This is a genomic window from Luteimonas rhizosphaericola (genome assembly GCF_029888045.1).
Classification (GTDB): Bacteria; Pseudomonadota; Gammaproteobacteria; order Xanthomonadales; family Xanthomonadaceae; genus Luteimonas; species Luteimonas rhizosphaericola.
On record NZ_JARXRN010000020.1, the window covers coordinates 446,136 to 465,063 of the forward strand.

The 18,928-nt window shown below is 73.6% G+C and carries 5 protein-coding genes; all 5 read right to left on the reverse strand.

What is annotated here, in order from left to right; all coding sequences use genetic code 11:
• Nucleotides 1-380: 380 nt before the first annotated feature.
• The 5 genes from QFW80_RS05875 to QFW80_RS05895 all read right to left on the reverse strand — a co-directional run bounded on the left by QFW80_RS05875 (nucleotide 381) and on the right by QFW80_RS05895 (nucleotide 18,814).
• Nucleotides 381-1,256: an alpha/beta hydrolase family protein gene (locus QFW80_RS05875; RefSeq protein WP_280600500.1), complete on the reverse strand. Its 876-nt coding sequence runs from the start codon at nucleotides 1,254-1,256 to the stop codon at nucleotides 381-383.
• Entirely contained in the window at nucleotides 1,253-8,587 is a 7,335-nt protein-coding gene (locus QFW80_RS05880; RefSeq protein ID WP_280600501.1) for a non-ribosomal peptide synthetase, read from the reverse strand. Before QFW80_RS05880 ends, QFW80_RS05875 begins: the two co-directional genes overlap by 4 nt.
• Nucleotides 8,584-16,083 carry a polyketide synthase gene (locus QFW80_RS05885; RefSeq protein ID WP_280600502.1) on the reverse strand — a complete coding sequence of 2,500 codons (7,500 nt, stop codon included), beginning with the start codon at nucleotides 16,081-16,083 and terminating at the stop codon, nucleotides 8,584-8,586. The genes QFW80_RS05880 and QFW80_RS05885 overlap by 4 nt, the downstream gene beginning before the upstream one ends.
• A 93-nt stretch (nucleotides 16,084-16,176) precedes the next feature.
• Complete coding sequence (locus tag QFW80_RS05890; RefSeq protein WP_280600504.1) at nucleotides 16,177-16,959, reverse strand: 4'-phosphopantetheinyl transferase family protein; 783 nt, start codon at nucleotides 16,957-16,959, stop codon at nucleotides 16,177-16,179.
• 208 nt (nucleotides 16,960-17,167) lie between these two features.
• Nucleotides 17,168-18,814 (reverse strand): right-handed parallel beta-helix repeat-containing protein, encoded by a 1,647-nt coding sequence (locus QFW80_RS05895; protein ID WP_280600505.1) that lies wholly within the window; start codon nucleotides 18,812-18,814, stop codon nucleotides 17,168-17,170.
• Nucleotides 18,815-18,928 lie beyond the last annotated feature (114 nt).

The following is an 18,928-nucleotide window of genomic DNA, read 5'->3' on the forward strand; positions in this document are numbered from 1 at the left end:
CCCGGGTGCGCTTCGCTTACCCGGGCTACGCGAGATCGTTCCGTAGCCCGGATAAGGCCGCAGGCCGCATCCGGGGCGGGACGCGAAACACGCGACAATCGCCGAGCCCCGGGTGCGCTTCGCTTACCCGGGCTACGCGAGATCGTTCCGTAGCCCGGATAAGGCCGCAGGCCGCATCCGGGGCGACACGCAAATCACGCGACAAACGCCGAGCTCCAGGTGCGCTTCGCTTACCCGGGCTACGCGAGATCGTTCCGTAGCCCGGATAAGGCCGCAGGCCGCATCCGGGGCGACACGCGAATCACGCGGAAAACGCCGAGCCCCGGGTGCGCTTTGCTTACCCGGGCTACGTGGGCCGCAAGACCTCGCGTTCGGTCGCCCTACTCCGCGAACCGCGAGGCCATCCAGTCCCGCAGGTAGGCGAAGAGCTTTTCGCGATGCGCGCGCACGTAGAAGGTGTGGTCGCATTCGGGCCAGTACTCGCTGGCCATGTTCGGTGAGTCCATCACGCGGCCGAACGCTTCCCGCGCCTGGCGGCGGTGGTTGTGGTAGGAGGCCACGCCGCCGGTGTAGAGCATCAGCACCTGGGTGCCGCGCGCGTCGAGCGCGTGCAACCGGCCGACCGCTTCCTCGCGCCTCGGAAAATCGCGCAGGTCGTCGTTGCCGACCGCGCGCGGTTCGCCATCGGCCTTGCGCAGCCGGCGGCGCAGTGCGCGCCACACCCGCGCGGGATTGAACAGGCGCGGCAGGTAGTGGCGGATCCGGTGGCCACGGGTGGCATAGCCGACGCCGTCGAGCAGCACCACGCCCGCCACCCGCGCCTCCTGCGGCGCGAGGTTGAAGGCGTCGTCCGCGCCCGAGCACACGCCGCCGAGCACGAAGCGCCCGACGCCGGTCTCGCAGGTCACGACGTCCATTGCCGCGCCGATCTCGTCGCGCTTGCGGCTGTCGCTGAGGCGGGTCGACAGCTGGCTGTCGCCGAGCCCGGACTGGTCGAAACGCAGCACCACGTACCCCTCGGCCGCCAGCCGCCGCGCCAGCTGCACGTACAGCCGGAACGGGCCCATGCGGTGCACGAGCCCCGCGTTGAGCAGGACCACCGCGGTCCGCCGCGGCGGCCGCCCGGTCGGCACGCTCAGCACGCCGACCAGCCCGTCGCCGAAGCCGACGACGCGTTCGTCCAGCACCGTCGCCGGCGCGGACGGCGCCCCCTGGTCGACCGGTGTTCCGGCGCGCACGGCGCCTTGCATGCTCATGGGGTGTTGTCCTGGATCAGGGAAGCGACCTCGGCTACGGCCCGTCGCGGAAAGACCTGCGCCTCGAATCGCGAGGCATCGCGCCAGTCGGGCCGGTCGTTGGCCTGCAGCACGCAGTGGTCGACGTCGATCCCGGCCTCGCGCTGCGCGGCGACGAACTCCTCCGCCACGGCCGCGTCTTCCCCCCACGACAGAACCCGCACGCGGCTCCCGCGCGGCAGCGCGACGCTGCTGTAATCGAGCGCGTCGAGCTCCGCGAGCAGCGCCGGCGCCACGTCGAAACCGTGCAGTTCGTCCTCGCGCGCGAGCGCGCGGCCCTCGCGCAGGTAGCGGCCGGCGGCGGTCAGCTGCACGCGATGCTGCGCGCGCCATTCCGCAAGCATGAGCGCTCCGGACAACACCGGGTCCCACAGCACCAGGTCGACCGGCGCGTCCTGCGACGCCACCGCGGCCAGCACCGGCAGGCACGCGCTGCGCAGCGCGAGCACGCGCACGCGTCCGCCGCCCAGGCGCGCCTGCGCCTGGCGCAGGTCGTCGCGCATCCCGGCGAGCGACAGGTCCAGCCCGTCACCCGCCGATTCGCCGCTGCCGTACCAGTCGAAGCGCAGCGCGCGACCGCCGGCCGCGGCCAGCGTGTCGCACAGCGTCCACAGCGCGCGCTGGCAGACGACCCCTTCCTGCAGCAGCGGCGCCGGCACCAGCAGCGCGGGCATCGCGGAAGCGCCGTTGCCATCGCCGTGCAGCATGCCGAACAGCCGGTGCTCGTCGCGGCCGAAGAAACCGGGGCGGTCGCGCGCCGACAGGGCCGTTGCAGACACGGCGCGCTCCGCTGCGGGTGCCGCGGCGGTCTCCGGCGGCGGACCGTGCGCCGCATCGGGAAGCGACTGCAGCGGGATCTCGACCGCGAGATGGGCGAGCGTCTGGGTCGCCAGCGGCATCAGCCGGATGCGGTGGCCGGTCTCGCGCGAGACGCGGCTGGCCATCTTCGCCGCGAGCATCGAATGCCCGCCGAGATCGAAGAAGTTGTCCTGCGGCGCGACCTCCACGTCGAGCAGCTCGGCCCACAGGTCGGCCAGGTAGCGCACGCGCGCGTCCTCGTGACGGCTGCGCGCGCGCCCGGTCGCGTCCGCGGGCGCGGCGCGCAACGCGGACGGTGCGGGCAGCGCCTTGCGGTCGACCTTGCCGTTGGGCAGCAGCGGCAGCGCGTCGAGCACCAGGACGTGCTGCGGCACCATGTAGGCCGGCAGCGCCTGGCGCAGTGCCGCCAGCAACGCGGCTTCCGCCGGCGGAGCGCCGGTGGCGACCACGTAGGCCACCAGCCGCTGGTCGCCCGGCTGGTCCTCGCGCACCACGGCGACCGCGCGGCCCACCTGCGGCTGCGACTCGAGCACCGACTCGATCTCGCCCAGCTCGATGCGGTGGCCGCGGATCTTGACCTGGAAATCCATCCGCCCCTGGTGCTCGAGCACGCCGTCGTGGCGCCAGCGGGCGCGATCCCCGGTCCGGTACAGCCGCGGCGGCAGGCCGGTGCCGTGGTCCTGCGGCGCGATCGCATCGGCGATGAACTTCTCCGCCGTCAGCGCTTCGCGCGCGTGGTAGCCAAGGGTCACGCCGGCGCCGCCGATGCACAGTTCGCCCGACACGCCCGGCGGGCATGGCTGACCGCGCGGATCGAGGATCCACACCGTAGTGTTGGCGATCGGCCGCCCGACGTGGATGTCCGGCGCCTGCCCGTCGCGCGCGTGGATGCGCGCGCAGGTCGACCACACCGTGGTCTCGGTGGGCCCGTACATGTTCCACAGTTCGACGCCGCGTTCGAGCAGGCGCGCGGCCAGGTCCGGCGACATCGGCTCGCCGCCGCACAGCGCGCGCAGGCCCGGCGCCGGCCGCCAGTCGGCTTCGAGCAGCAGGTGCCAGGTCGACGGCGTGGCCTGCAGCACGGTCACCGCCTCGCGCGTGGCCAGCGCCGCAAGCTCCACGCCGTCGGCGGCCTGCTCGCGGCTGGCGAGCACGATCGTCGCGCCGGTGGCCAGCGGCAGGAACAGCTCCAGCACCGAGATGTCGAACGAGGTGGTGGTGACCGCCAGCAGGCGGTCGCCTGCGCCGAGCCCAGGCGCCTCGCGCATGGCGTCGAGGAAGTTGATCACCGCGCCGTGGGGCACCACCACCCCCTTCGGCTTGCCGGTGGAGCCGGAGGTGTAGATCACGTACGCCGGCGCGTCGCGGCCGATCGCATCGGCGCCCGGAGGCAGGTCGGGTGCGCGCGCGATCTCGTCGGCATCGTCGTCGAGCAGCAGCAGGCGCTCGCGCGCCAGCGACAGCGGATCGGCGAGCGCGCCTTCGGCGACGACCTGGGCCAGTCCCGCATCCTCGACCATGTAGGCGAGGCGGTCGGCGGGATACGCCGGATCGAGCGGCACGTAGGCCGCGCCGGCGCGCCACACCGCCAGCAGCGTCGCCACCAGGTCCGGGGTGCGCTCCAGGCACACGCCGACGCGGTCGCGCGGGCCGACGCCGCGCGCCTGCAGCGCGGCGGCGATGCGGTCCGCCCGCGCATGCAGCGCGGCGTAGCCGAGCTCGACGCCGTCGGCGCGCAGCGCCACGGCGCCGGGCGCCTGCGCGGCGCGCGCCTGCAGCATCGCGTCCAGGTTGGCGTATGGCGGCAACGCGCGCGTGGTCGAGTTCCATTCCGCGAGGCGGGCGCGGTCGGCTTCGGACAGCAGGTTGGCGTCGCCGATCGCCTGGGTCGGCTGCTGGCACAGCGATGCGAGCAGCGCGACGAAGCGGTCGCCGATCGCGCGCGCGCCCTCGGGGGTGATGATGTCGGCGTTGTAGCCCATCGCGCCCGACAGCCCGTGCGGGTGCTCCAGGAACCAGAGACCGAGGTCGCTGGCCATGCCCTTCTGGAACATCAGCAGGTGCTCGTGCCGCAGCGCGCCCCACGACAGGTTGCGCGCGCGGACGTCCTGGAACGAGAACACCGCCTGGTACACCGGCGAACGCGCCGGGTCGCGCGGGATCTTCAGCTCGCGCACCAGGTGCTCGAACGGCACGTCCGGGTACTCGAACGCCTCCACCACGCCCTTGCGCACTTCCTCGACCAGTTGCAGGAACGGCATCGCCGGGTCCAGCCTCCGGCGCAGCGGCAGCATGTTGACGAAGAAGCCCATCACCCGCTCCAGCGCCTCGGAGGGGCGGTTGCGGAACGGCAGTCCCACCACCAGGTCGCGCTGTCCGCCCAGCCGGTGCAGCAGCACGTAGTAGGCGGCCAGCAGGGTCATGAACAGCGTGGCGCCGGCGCGCGTGCCGATTTCCCGCAGCGCCTGCGTGGTGTCCGCGTCCACATGCACCCAGTCGGTGCCGCCGATGCCGCTGGCGCGTGCGGGCCGCGGCAGGTCCTCGGGCAGGTGCAGCGGTTCGGGCACGTCCTGGAGGTGCTGCGCCCAGTGCCGCAGCTGGCGCCCCATGGCGTCGCCGTCGAGCGCCTGCGCATGCCATGCGGCGTAGTCGCCGTAGCTGGTCTCCAGCGCCGGCAGCGGCGACGGGCGACCGGCGGCGAAGGCCTCGTACAGCGCCGACATCTCGGCGTAGAGGATGTCGAACGACCACCCGTCCCAGATGACGTGGTGGGTCATGAAGTACAGCACGTGGTCGTCGTGGCCGAGGCGGTACAGCCGCGCGCGGAACAGCGGCGCGCGATCGAGCGCGAACGGCTCGGCCGTCTGCGCCTCGAGGTCCGCCATCAGCGCGGCCATGCGCTCGGTTTCGGGCAGGTGCGACAGGTCGACCGGCGGCAGCAGTGGCGCATCGACGTCGTCGAGCACCTGCTGCACCGGGCCTTCGCCCTCCTCGACGATGACCGTGCGCAGCACGGCCTGGCGCCGCACCATCTCCGCGAAGGCACGCGCGAACGCGTCCTCGTCCATCGGCCCGCGCAGGCGGTGCGCCGAGGGCGTGTTCCAGGTCACCCCGCCCGGCTCCATCTGCTCGAGCACCCACAGGCGCTCCTGCATCGGCGTGAGCGGTGCGCGGGAGGCATCGGCGCGGCGCGGGATCACCGTGGCCGGCGCGCTGGCTGCAGCGCCCGCCGGAGCGCCGGTGCGCAGCACGTCCGCCAGCCGGCGTGCGCTGGGCGCCTCGAACAGCTGCCGCAGCGACAGCGGCGTGCCGGTCTCGCGGGTCAGGCGCGCGCACAGCTGCGCGGCCAGCAACGAATGCCCGCCGGCCTCGAAGAAGCCGTGGTCGAGCGCCAGGTCCGGCCGGCCCAGTACCTGCCGCATCGCGCCCAGCACCTGCGCCTGCAGCGCGTCTTCCGGCTCGGTGGCGACGACCGGCGCGGCGCGCGCATCATCGGCCGCCAGCGACGATGGCGCCGGCAGCGCCTTGCGGTCGACCTTGCCGTTGGGCAGCAGCGGGATGGCCGGCAGCCGCACCAGGTGCTGCGGCAGCATGTACTCGGGCAGGTGCTGGCGCAGGTGCGACAGCACGTCCGCGTCCGACGGCGCCTGGCCCGTCGCGGCGACCAGGTAGGCCACCAGGCGGACGTCGCCGGGCCGGTCCTCGCGCGCCATCGCCACTGCCCGCGCGATGCCGGGGTGCGACAGCAGCTGGCTCTCGATCTCGCCCAGCTCGATCCGGTAGCCGCGCACCTTGACCTGGAAATCCAGCCGTCCCTGGTGCTCGAGGTTGCCGTCCGCGCGCCAGCGCCCGCGGTCGCCGGTGCGGTACAGCAGCGGCGTGTCGATGCCGGTACCGAAGCCGCGCGCCGGATCGGCGAACGCGTCGCGCAGGAAGCGTTCGGCGGTGAGCTCCGGACGCGCCAGGTAGCCCAGGGTCACTCCTTCGCCGCCGATGCAGATCTCGCCCGGCACGCCGCGCGGGCACGGCTGGCCGTTCGCGTCCAGGATCCAGACCTGGGTATTGGCGATCGGGCGGCCGATGTGGATGTCCGGCGCTTCGCCCGCGCGCGCGGGCACGACGCGGGCCGCGGTTGACCACACCGTGGTCTCGGTCGGGCCGTAGAGGTTCCACAGCTCGCCGCAGCGCGGCAGCAGCTCGCGCGCCAGGTCGGCCGGCAGCGGTTCGCCGCCGCACATCGCCTTGAAGCCCGCACGCCCCTGCCAGCCCGCCTCCAGCAGCAGGCGCCAGCCGGCCGGCGTGGCCTGCATCGCGGTGGCACCGGACCTGTCGAGCAGCTCGAGCAGGGCGAAGCCCTCGACCACGGTGTCCTTGCCCGCCAGCACGATCGCCGCGCCGACCGACAGCGGCAGCATCAGCTCCAGCACCGCGATGTCGAACGACAGCGTGGTGACCGCCAGCAGGCGGTCGTCTTCGACGAGCCCGGGCTCGGCCTGCATCGAGGCGATGAAGTTCGATACCGCGCGGTGCGGCACCTGCACGCCCTTGGGGCGACCGGTCGAGCCGGAGGTGTAGATCACGTACGCGGGCGATTCCGGTGTGGCCGCACCGGCGTCGCGCCCCGGGCGCGTGGCCGGCAGCGCGTCGAGCGCCAGCGCCGGGTCGTCGAGCGCGAGCACCGGGCGCCCGCGCAGGTCGAACCGGTCCGCGTGCCCGCGCTGGGTGAGCAGCGCGGCCAGGCCCGCGTCGCCGGCCATGTAGGCCAGACGCTCGGCGGGGAACTGCGGGTCCAGCGGCACGTAGCCCCCGCCCGCCTTGAGGATGCCGAGCAGCGCGGCCAGCATGTCGGTGCCGCGGTCCAGCGCCAGACCCACCAGCGCGCCCGCCTGCACCCCGTGCCGGCGCAGCAGGTGCGCGATGCGGTTGGCGCGCGCGTCGAGGGTGGCGTAGTCGATGCGCGCCTGGCCGTCGTACAGCGCGATGCGCGCCGGCGCGCGGTCGCACTGCGCCTCGAAACGCTCGTGCATCAGGCAGTTGCGGTCGAACGGCACCGGCGGCGGCTGCAGCGCGGCGAGTTCCTCGAACCCCGCGCGGTCGAGCAGCGGCAGCCGCGACAGCGGCTCGTCGGGCGCCTCGCACGCGGCCCGCAGCAGGGTTTCGAACGCGGCCAGCCAGCGCCTCACGGTGGCGGCGTCGAACAGGTCGGTGTTGTACTGGGTCTCCAGCCGCAGCCGGCCGTCCACCTGCACCGCGTTGATCGACAGCTCGAAGTTCTCGAAGCTGCGCGGGTTGGTCGTGAAGTCCAGCGCCAGGCCGGGGAACCCGCTGCGCTCCTGGTCCAGGGCCTGGTCGATGTTGAACATCACGTTGACCAGCGGCGCGCGCGCCGGATCGCGCGGCACGTGCAGCTTCTTGAGCAGGGTGCCGAAGGTGTAGCGCTGGTGTTCGATCGCGTCGAGCAGCAGTGTCTGCGCGCCGTCGATCACGCGCGCGAAGCCTGCGTCCGGCGCCAGGTCGAACTTCAACGGCAGCAGGTTCACGCAGTGGCCGACCAGGTCCTCGTGGCCGTCCACCGACTGTCCGGCGGCGGGAATGCCGACCACCACCTGCTCCTGCCCGGCCAGGCGCGAAACCAGGCTCGCGAACGCGCCCAGCAGGGTCGCGAACAGGCTCGCGCCGCGGCGCGCGCCCAGGCGCCGGATCGCCGAGACCAGCGCCGCATCCAGCACGTGGTCCTCGCGCCGCGACGCGAACGTGCGGCGCGCAGGCCGCGGCCGGTCCGTCGGCAGTTCCAGCGCCGGCAGCGCACCGGCGAACTGCGACAGCCAGTAGGCCTCGTCGCGGCGGAACTCCGGGCCCTGCGGATGCAGCGCCTCGGCCAGGGCGTAGTCGGCGTAGCGCTCGGCCTCGGGCAGTGCGGCCGCGCCCTGGGCATAGGCGGTGCCGAGTTCGCGCACCAGTACCCACCACGACCAGCCGTCGCAGACGATGTGGTGCGCGTGCATCAGCAGGACGTGGTCCTGCGCGTCCAGGCGCAGCAGTTCGGCGCGGAACAGGCGACCCGTCCCCAGTGCGAACGGGGTCTCGACGCCCAGCCGGCGGCGCTCGGCGAGCGCGACCTCGCGCGCGTCGGCGGCGAGCGCGGACAGGTCGGTCAGCGGCAGCGCGACCGGCGCCGGTTCGAGCACGCAGAAGGTCTCGCCGTCGGGCCCGAAGCCGGCGCGCAACGCATCGTGGCGGCCGACCACGGCCTGCAGCGCCTGCTGGAGCCGGGCGACGTCGAGCGGCCCGCGCAGCTGCAGCGACACCGACTCGCTGTAGGCCAGCGAGGCGTCCTCGCCCAGCTGCGAGGCCAGCCACAGTTCGCGCTGCGGCTCGGTCGTCGGCGCCACCCGCGCCAGCGCACCGCCGGCGAAGGGATCGTAGTCGACCGGGGATGCCGCCGCGGGCCGTGCCTGGGCCGGTCCGCTCACGCCCCCACCTTGAGGTACTGCCCCGGCGTGGCCGGATCGGGCACGTACCACGCCGGGCGTCCCTCCGGATCGCGGCCCAGGCGCGCGCCGGGCACGGCCGGCGCCTGGGCGTCCATCACCGTGCGCGACGTGGCCGCGCTGCGCGGCAGGAAGCCTGCTTCCTGCAGTTCCAGCACCGAGGCCTTGTAGGCGTCGATGATCGCGCGGAAGTCGGCCTCGGTGTGCGCGGTGGTGAAGAAGCACGGGAAGTTGTCGAGGATGTGGATCCCGCGGCTGCGCATCATCGCGAACAGCAGGTCCTGCAGCGGATGGTCTTCCTCGAAGTGGGTGCGCCACAGCGAGGCGAACTGTCGCACGCGCACCGGCGCGCCGACCTCTTCGCAGAAGGCGTTGAGCTCGGCGGCCATCGCGGCGGTGCGCTCGTTGAGGCGCTGCTGCAGGGCCGCGCCGTGCTGCTTCATGTGCAGCAGCGAGGCCTTCGCCGCCGCCAGGGTGAGCGGATGGCGCACGAAGGTGCCGGCGAAATAGGTGACGCCGACGGTCGGGGTGGAGTCGTCGCCGTAGTCCCAGGCGCCGCCGTCGAGCGCATCCATGAAGGCGCGGCTGCCGGCCATCACGCCGATCGGGAAGCCGCCGCCGACCACCTTGCCGTAGGTGGCGAGGTCGGCGCGGATGCCGAACAGCGCCTGCGCGCCGCCCGGATGCGAACGGAAGCCGGTGATCACCTCGTCGAAGATCAGCGCGGCGCCGGCGTCCGCCGTGATCTTCCGCACTTCCTTCAGGAATTCGACCGGCTGGAAATCCGGGCGCCGGCTCTGCACCGGCTCCACCAGCACCGCCGCGAGTTCGTGCGCGCGTTCGCGGATGATCTCCAGCGTCTCGGGTGTGCCGTAGTCGAGCACCAGCACCTTCTCGGCGGTATTGCGCAGGATGCCGGGCGCGGCCGGCACCGCGCGCAGCTTCTTCGTGCCGCGCACGATCACTTCGTCGTTGATGCCGTGGTAGGAGCCGGAGAACACCACGATCGTCTCGCGCCCGGTCACCGTGCGCGCGATGCGCATCGCGCCCAGCACCGCCTCCGAGCCGGTGTTGCACAGCGCGGCGCGCTCGTGCCCCGTCAGCTCGCACACCAGCTGCGAGACCTCGCCGGCGAGCGGATGCATCGGGCCGATCTCGTAGCCCGACGCGACCTGCTGCTGCACCGCCTCGACCACGAAGTCGGGCTGCCAGCCGAACAGGCTGGTGCCGAAGCCGTTGAGCGCGTCGACGTATTCGTGGCCATCGATGTCCCACACCCGCGCGCCCTTCGACCGCTCCACCACGATCTGGTAGACGATCTCCTTGGTCAGCGGCCGGAAGCCGGTGACCACGCGCGGATCGGCCATGTGCGGGCGATGCTCGCGGGTGTAGGCCTTGGATTTCGGCGTGCGCCCGGTGTAGCGGCGCACGAACGCGTCCAGTCGCTCGCGCTGGTGCGGGGACAGCTCGATGCCGCCAGCCGCGTCGATGCGGGCGATGGCGCCGAAAGCCTTCTTCACGTCGTAGCGCGTGTGCGCCAGCGCGGCCTCGTCGTCGGCCGCGCCGGCGGCGTTCGCCGCAGGCACCCCGGAGGCCGATGCCTGCGCCGGAAGCATCGGCGGCGCCTGGACGTGGATCGCCGGGGCGGGCTGCGCGGCCACCGCCGGCGGCGCGGGTGCCGCCGGCACGGCCGCGGGCGCACCGCCCGCGAGCAGCGCGAGCTGCTGCGACATCAGCTGCATCTGCTGCGCGATCAGGCCCCGCAGCGCATCGCCATCGGCGACCGGCATCGGGGGCGCGGCCGCGAACATCGCAGGCGGCGGCACGTGGACGGCGGGCGCGGGTGCCGCTGCCGCCGCCATCCCTGCCACCGCCTCATGCGCGGCCGGCGTCGCGGCGGGCGCGGCGGGGGAAGTGGCCGTGGCCGGGTCCGGCGGAAGCTCGGCGTCGAGTCCCGCGACCAGGCGGTCCAGCGAGCCATACTCGCCCATCAGCTGGCGGAAGCTCACCTTGAGCGAGAAGGTCTTCTGCAACTGCAGCGCCACCTGGGTGAGCATCAGGCTGTCGAGGCCCAGCTCGATGAAGTTCGCTTCGCCGTCCGCGTCCGACAGGTCGAAGCCGGCGACATCCTCGAAGACGTCCCGGACGCCGGCCAGCAGGCGCGGTCGCCGGTCGGCGGCGGCGGGAGTGGACGCAGCGGGGGTGACGACGGACATCAGTGACTCCGGAGCCGCGCGCGCGGCCATGGCGGGATGGGGGACGACGTTGCTGGCGCCCGCGACGGGCGGCTCTACCCAGTAACGTCGTTTCTCGAACGGATAGGTCGGCAGGCGCACGCGCAGGCGCCGGGCGCGGCGGTCCAGGGCGGCCGGGTCCAGCCCGACGCCCTGCCCCCACAGCTGGCCGAAGGCGCCCAGCAGGGCCGCATGCTCGCCGTCGGGCGCGTCGCCCAGCGAGGCCACCGCGGCGATGCGCTGCTTCTGCAGCAGCGGCTGCTGCCGCGACAGCGCGGCCAGGGTATTGCGCGGCCCGACCTCGAGCAGCACCTGGTCGCCGCCGCGCTCGAGCACCCGCGCGATCGCGGCGGAGTAGCGCACCGGCTCGCGCAGGTGGCGCGCCCAGTAGTCGGCCGAGGTCGCCTCGGCCTCGCCCAGCCAGTCGCCGGTCGCGGTGGACACGATCGGGATCGACGGCGCGGCACGGCGCAGGGCCTCCACCTCCGCGCGGAACGGCGCCACCGCAGGTTCCATCATGGCCGAGTGGAACGCGTGCGAGGTCCTAAGCACGCGGCAGGCGACGTCCCCGGCTTCGAGCTGCGCGCGGAAGGCGTCGATGTCCGCATGCGATCCGGCGACCACGCAGGCGCCAGGGGCGTTCTCGGCCGCGAGCGACAGGGTCTCCGGCATCCGCGCGCGCAACGCGTCCAGCGGCAGGCGCACCGACAGCATCGCGCCCGTAGGCTGCGCCTGCATCAGCTGGCCGCGCCGCGCCACCAGCCGCAGCGCGTCCTCCAGCGCGAAGACCCCGGCCAGGGTCGCGGCGACGAACTCGCCGACGCTGTGGCCGACCATCGCCGCAGGCTGCAGCCCCTGCGCCATCCACCAGCGCGCCAGCGAATATTCGATCGCGAAGATCGTCGGCTGCATCACCGAGGTCGGCAGCAGCGCGTCGCCGTCCTCGCCGAACATTAGGGCAGGCAGGTCCAGCTCGCCCGCCAGCACCGCCGCGCAGGCGTCGAAGGCGTCGCGGAACGCGGGTTCGCGTGCATGCAGCTCGCGCCCCATGCCGGCGTACTGGCAGCCCTGCCCCGGGAACAGGAACACCACGCCGGCATCGCGCGCCGCGCGGCCCTTGAGCACCGCGGCGGCGAGTTCGGCGCCGCGCAGCTGCGCGATCGCCGCAGGCGCGTCCTCGACCGCCAGCGCGATCCGGTGCGCGAACGCCTTGCGCCCGGCCGCCAGCGTCCACGCCACGTCGGCGAGATTGAGGTCGGGCTCGGCCTCCAGGTGCGCGGCCAGGCGCGTGGCCGACTCGACCAGCGCCGCGGGCGTGCGCGCCGACAGCACCAGCAGGCTGGCGCCGTCCACCGTGTCGGAGGGAGCGATCTGCGGCGGCTGTTCCATCACCACGTGGGCGTTGGTGCCGCCCACGCCGAACGAACTCACGCCCGCGCGGCGCGGCGCATCGGCCGGCTGCGGCCATGGCAGCAGCTCGCCGCTGGGACGGAACGGCGTGGCGGCGAAATCGATCACCGGATTGGCGGTGCGGAAATGCGCCGTCGGCGGGATGCAGCCGTGGCGCAGCGCGTAGGCGGTCTTGATCACGCCCGCGGCGCCGGCCGCCATCAGGGTGTGGCCGAGGTTGCTCTTGACCGAGCCGAGCACGCAGAAGCCGGTGTCGGCGGTACCGAGCCGGAACGCGCGCGTGAGCCCCTCGACCTCGATCGGATCGCCCATCGGCGTCGCCGTGCCGTGCGCCTCGACGTAGCCGATGCTGCGCGGATCCACGCCCGCGTCGGCCTGCGCCATCGCGATCACCGCCGCCTGGCCTTCGCTGCTGGGCGCGGTGAAGCTGGCCTTGCCGGCGCCGTCGTTGTTGACCGCGGCGCCGCGGATCAGGGCGTGGATCGGATCGCCATCGGCCAGCGCGTCGGACAGGCGCTTGAGCAGCACCACCGCCGCGCCGTCGCTGAACACCGTGCCGGTGGCGGCGGCATCGAAGCTGCGCGTGCTGCCGTCCGCCGACAGCATCCCGCCCTCCTGGTAGACGTGGCCGCTGGCGACCGGGCAGGTGATCGCGATGCCGCCCGCCAGCGCCATGCCGCAGCGTCCCGCGCGCAGGCTGTCGACCGCCTGCACGATCGCCACCAGCGAGGTCGAGCACGCGGTGTGCACGCTGATCGCCGGGCCGGTCAGGTTGAGCCGGTGCGCCACACGCGTGGCGATGTAGTCCTTCTCGTTGCCGAGCATCACCTGGAACGCGCCCAGCTTCTCGACCAGGTCCGGATGCGCGGCCACGTTGCGCTGGAAGTAGCTGGCGTTGTACATGCCGGCGAACACCCCGACCGGCACGGCGGTGGCGTCCGGCACGTGCCCGGCGCGCTCGATGCATTCCCAGCACAGTTCCAGGAACACCCGCTGCTGCGGGTCCATCAGCTCCGCTTCCTTGGGCGAGATGCCGAAGAACGCGGCGTCGAAGCTGTCGTAGCCGTCGAACACGCCACGCGCCGGCACGTAGCCGGGCGCGCTGCGCAGCGACTCGGGGATGCTCGCGTCGAGCTCCCCCGGCGCGAAGCGGGTGACCCCGTCGCGCCCGGCGCACAGCGCCTCCCACAGCGCTTCCACCGAGGCCGCGCCGGGAAAGCGGCCGGCCATGGCGACGATCGCGATCGGCTCGTCGGCCGGGCCGCGCTGCGGCGCGATGCGCGCGGGGTCGAGTCCCGCGGCGGCATCGGACGCCATCTCCAGCGCCAGCAGCGCCGGAGTCGGCGAGCGGAACAGCGCCATCGGCGGAACGTCGCCTACGCGTTCGCGGCGCGCGGCTTCCAGTACCCGGATCGCGAGCAGCGAGGTGCCGCCGAGATCGAAGAAGCTGTCGTCGCGCCCGAGCTCCTCCAGGTCGAGCACGTCGGCGAAGATCCGGCACAGCGCCGCTTCCACCGGCGTGCGCGGCGGGGCGAACGCGCCGGCCCAGTCCGGCCGTCCCCGCCCGGGACGCGGCAGCGCCGCGCGGTCGAGCTTGCCGTTGGGCGAATGCGGCAGCGCATCGAGCTGGACGTACGCCGCCGGCACCATGTAGTCGGGCAGCTGCGCGACCAGCGCGCGGCGCAGCTGCTCCAGGTCCACCGGCGCGGCGGGGTCGACCGGCGAGAGGTAGGCCACCAGCCGCTTCAGTCCCGGCACGTCCTCGCGCGCCAGCACGCCGGCCTCGCGCACGCCGGGCACCGCCATCAGCCGCGCCTCGATCTCGCCCAGCTCCACCCGGAAGCCGCGGATCTTGACCTGGAAGTCCTGCCGGCCGAGGTATTCGATCTGGCCGTCGAGCAGCCGCCGGCCGAGGTCGCCGGTGCGGTACATCCGCGCTGCGCCGCCCACGAACGGATCCGGCACGAACCGCTCCGCGCTCAGCTCCGGGCGCGCGAGGTAGCCGCGCGCGACCACGGGGCCGGCCAGGAACAGCTCGCCGACCACGCCGTCGGGCACCGCCCTGCCCTGCGCGTCGAGCAGGTACACGCGCGCATTGGCGATCGGCCGGCCGATGCTCGGCAGCCGCGGCCAGGCGGCCGGATCGGCATCGAGCGTGAGCGCGGTGACCACGTGGGTCTCGGTCGGGCCGTAGTGGTTGTGCAGCCGGCAGCCGGGCAGGTGCTGGAAGAAGCGCACGATCTTCGGCTCGATGCGCAGCTGCTCGCCGGCGGTGATCACCTCGCGCAGCGCGCACTCCAGCGGTGCGCCGTCGGGCAGCGCCGCCAGATGTCCCTCCAGGCCCTCGGCCAGCATCTGCAGCGCGAAGTACGGCAGGAACATGCGCTCGATGCGGTGCCGCACGATGAACTCGAACAACCGGCCGGCCGACAGCCGCGTGTCCTGGTCGACCAGGTGCAGCTCGCCGCCGGTGGCGAGGGTGGCGAACACCTCCTGGAAGCAGACGTCGAAGCCGAGCGCGGCGAACTGCAGGGTGCGCAGCGGCGCATCGTTGCCCGGCTCGCGTGCCTGCCACTGCACCAGGTTCACCAGCGGACCGTGCGGCATCGCGACGCCCTTGGGCTTGCCGGTCGATCCGGAGGTGTAGAGGACGTAGGCCAGGTCGTCGTTGCCGACACGGCACTCGTCTTCGTCCAGCACGTGCGCCGGCAGGCCGGCCCAGGCCGGCGCGGGATCGGCGAGGTCGAGCACGGCGAGCGTGGACGGCAGCTCGCCGAGCACCGAACGCGCGTCGTGTTCCATGCCCGCCATCGTCAGCAGCACGCGCGGTGCGCTGTCGGCCAGGGTGTAGGCCAGGCGGTCGGCGGGATAGGTGGGATCGAGCGGCACGTAGGCGCCGCCGGCCTTGAGCACCGCCAGCAGGCCCAGCACCACCTCGACGCCGCGGTCGACGTAGATCGCCACGCGTTCGTCGGTCGTCACGCCCAGGCGGCGCAGGTGGCGCGCCAGGCGGTTGGCGGCGGCATCGAGTTCGGCGTAGGTCAGCCGGCGCGTGCCCTGCACCAGTGCGATCGCATCGGGCGTGCGCGCGGCCTGGGCTTCGAACAGGCGATGCACGCCGGCCTCGGGCGGAAAGTCCGTGGCGGTGTCGTTGCCGCGCGCGGCCGCGTCGAGCGCCTGCGCCGGATCCAGCAGGTCGGGGGAGTCGATGGACATGCGCGGGGCGTCCGCGTCGTCATGCGCAGCGGCATCGTCGACGATGGTCTGCAGCAGGCGGTGCCAGCCGTCGAGCCAGGAGGCTGCGCGCACGTCGTCCAGCAGGGCGCGATCGAAATGCAGCGCCACGCGCAGCTCGCCCCTGTCCGACGCCCCGCTCTCCAGCCCCAGCACGGTGGCTCCCGGCCGCGCCGCCAAAGGTGCGCCGTCGGAGAAAAGCGCCTGCCAGGGCAGCGTCGCAGCGGCGGCGTCGAGCGTGTCCGCATGCGCGCGCGCGTCGCGCAGCAGTTGCACCGCGGCGTCCACGCAGGTGGACAGCGCGCTCCCGTCCGGTAGCCCGAAGCGCAGCGGCAGCGCGCGATTCCCGGCAAGCGCGTATCCGACGACGAACTCGGCCTGTCCGGACACCCGGCGCAGCAGGGCCGCGAACGCGGCCAGCAGCACCTCTCCGGTCGCCAGGCCGCGCGCCGTGGCAAGCGCCGCCACCCGCGCGGCCAGCGCGGGATCCACCCTGCGCTCGATCCGGCCCATGCCGGCATCGCCCCCCGGGGGAAGCAACCCGATCGACTCCGGCGCACCCGCCAGCACCGTGTCCCAGTCACCGATCGACTCGCCCATGCCAGTGCCACCCCGCCCGGCTCCGTGCCGGCTCTGGGGCTGGAAACGCATTGCGCGCGGGCCGGCGGCCAGCCGGGCGCCACGCGGTGAAGGTCAGCGCGCCCCGGGCGGGCCCGGCATATGAAGCAGCGTGGCCGCGACCCCCGGCATGGCCGCCACCGCCATCACCCAGTCCGCGCCGCACGCGACGTGGTGGATCCGGACCGGTTGCCCGTGCAACCGTTCGCCCGGCAGCGGCAGCGTGACCCCCGGAGGCGCCACGAACTCATCCATCTCCAGCTCGAGCCCGATACCGGCGGCCTTGAGCAGGGCCTCCTTGCGCACCCACAGGTCCAGCAGCGCGCGGCCGCGTTGCGCGTCGGGAAGTTCGGCCAGCACGGCGCGCTCCTGCGGATGCGCCACGCGCTCCTCGATCCCGATCATGTCCATCGCCCGCAGCGACGGTTCCAGGTCGATGCCGACCGGGCCCGTCGCGCTCACCGCGACCGCGACCCGGTCGTCGGAGTGGCTGAGGCTGGTGTACAGAACGTCTTCCGGGAGCCGGGGGCAACCCTTGGCGTCCCGCAGCAGGTTCACCGCATCCGGCGCACGGCCCAGCGCCTGCGCCAGCAGCAGCCGGTGCAGCGCATAGCCCAGGCGCAGCGCGTCGCGATGCGCCGGCAGGCGCTGGCGTGCGGCACGGGCGGCGGCTTCCGGCCCGATCAGGGCGTCGCAGACGTCCAGGTGCGCGGACCAGGGCGCGAGGTCGAACACGGCGACCGCCACACCGGACGCCCCCGCCGCGCGCGTGGCGTCCGCGGGAAGCGCGCGCGCGAACGCCTCTGCCAGCCGATGCCACGCCGGCGGCTCCAGCCCCGCTGCGTCGGGCGACTCCATGGCGCCGCATCCTCGCAGCCGGTCGCTGCACACGCAATCGACCCCGGATCCGCGGGGACGCGGCCGACTCCGTCGCGGCAACCGCCGGATGCAGGCGCCCGGCCGCTTGCGCGGTGGCCACGGGCGGGATCGCAACGCTCCCCGGATCGGGCGAGAGACAAGGCCCGGCCGGGCGCGGCCAGATCCGCTGAAAGCCGACGACCCCGGCCTAACGCTCGCCCTCGAACCGGCGACCGACCCGGTCCCGCCACGCACGCCACAGCACGTCCATCGCAGGCGCCACGCGGATCCGGTCACGATGCACCGCGGACGCCGCGGGCGGGGACGTCGCCGTCCTCGCTGCGGTCCGGACAGGCATGGCATGCGACGCGCGCGGTTCGGCTGCGGCCACTGCAACGCCACCGGTCGCCGGGACCGCCCCGGTGCCCGCCGCCAGTGGCGCCGCACCATTGCGACGCAGGCGCTGGCCGCTGCCGGCACTCGCGCTTTCCAGCGCACCGATGTCGATCCTGGCCCCCGGCGTCCGTGCCACCTGGGCACCGATCGCGAGCTTCGCGCGCGGTGGCGGATCGAACTGCGGCAGCGCCAGCGGCGAGGGGAACGGGAATCCGCCCGGCGACGGCGGCTGCGGATTGCCCGAGGACACCAGCGCGCTGTTCGCGGACGGCCGCAATTGCCGTGCGGCGATGCCCGCCAGGCCCGGATCGGCGCCACGCAGCGTGCCGCTCCATTCCGCGGGCACCAGCGAGGCGGACGACTGCACCCAGTTGTTCGACCCGGCGACCTTGCGCCCGCTGCTCCAGGGTTCGCGGCTGGCCGGTCCGCACACCGGGGTCTCGACCTCGGAGGCCTCGTGCACGCGCAGGATGTTCGGCGCCGCGTTGGAACCGGTCTGGAACACAACGTTGTTGTGCATCTCCAGCGACTCGAGCCCCAGTTGCACCAGCAGCGCGTTGGCCGCGCCGGCGCGGTCGATCACGATGGTGTTGTTGACCATCCGCAGGCGGCCCTGGCTGCGGCCATTGAGGTCGCCGCCGGCACGGATGGCGTTGCGCCAGCTCGAGGTGTGCACGATCACGTTGCCCACCACGTCCGCGTCTTCCCGGCGCAGCGCCGCCGTCCAGCCCGGCTGCTGCGTCTCGCAGTCGGGGCCGATCAATTCGAGCGCCTGGTAGGCCGAGCCCTCGAACCAGTTGTAGTACACCAGCGAGCGCTCGTGGCGGCTCTTGAGCAGGTTGCCGCCGTTGCCGCTGTGCACGTAGTTGTAGCGCATCAGGAACACCGAACCCGGGTACGCGACCTCGTCCGACTGCATGTAGATCGGATGCCGCTGGCTGCCCGAGCCCGCGTTGCGGACCTCGCTGTATTCCAGGGTGAAGGAGCCGGAGTTGTTGTCGGCGCCGAGGATGCCGTGCGCCGGGCAGTCGCGCACGACGGCATCGCGCACGGTGACGTCGTGCGCCTCGCTGAAGATGCACGACGACGATCCGCCGCGCACTTCGAAGCCCTCGAACACCACGTGGTTGGACTGCTGGAACTTGATCGTATGGGTGCCGCCGCTGAGGACCGGCCGGGTCGCGCCCACCGCCCGGTTCCAGCGGAACGTGACCGGATTGCCGGCCGCGCCGCGATCGTTGCTGCCGACCACGACGTTCCCGGCGTACGTGGTGCCGCCATCGACCAGCACGATGTCGCCAGGGGCGAGGTCGACGCTGCCGACCAGGGTGGAGAGCTGGGTGTACTGGCGACCCGAGGGGCCCACGGTGTAGGTGGCCGCGAGCGCCTGCGCGCACGCCGCGCTGCATGCGACGGCCAGCACGGCGCGGCGCGCCGCGTGACGCGGAAGGAAGGACATGCGGGGACTCCGGCAGTTCAGGGCGGCCCCGGGCCTCTCGCGGAGCGCGGGGTGGTCCTGCATTCGGCGCCTCGCGGGACCGCGGTTCCGGTCCGGGCGATGAATGCAGTCCGA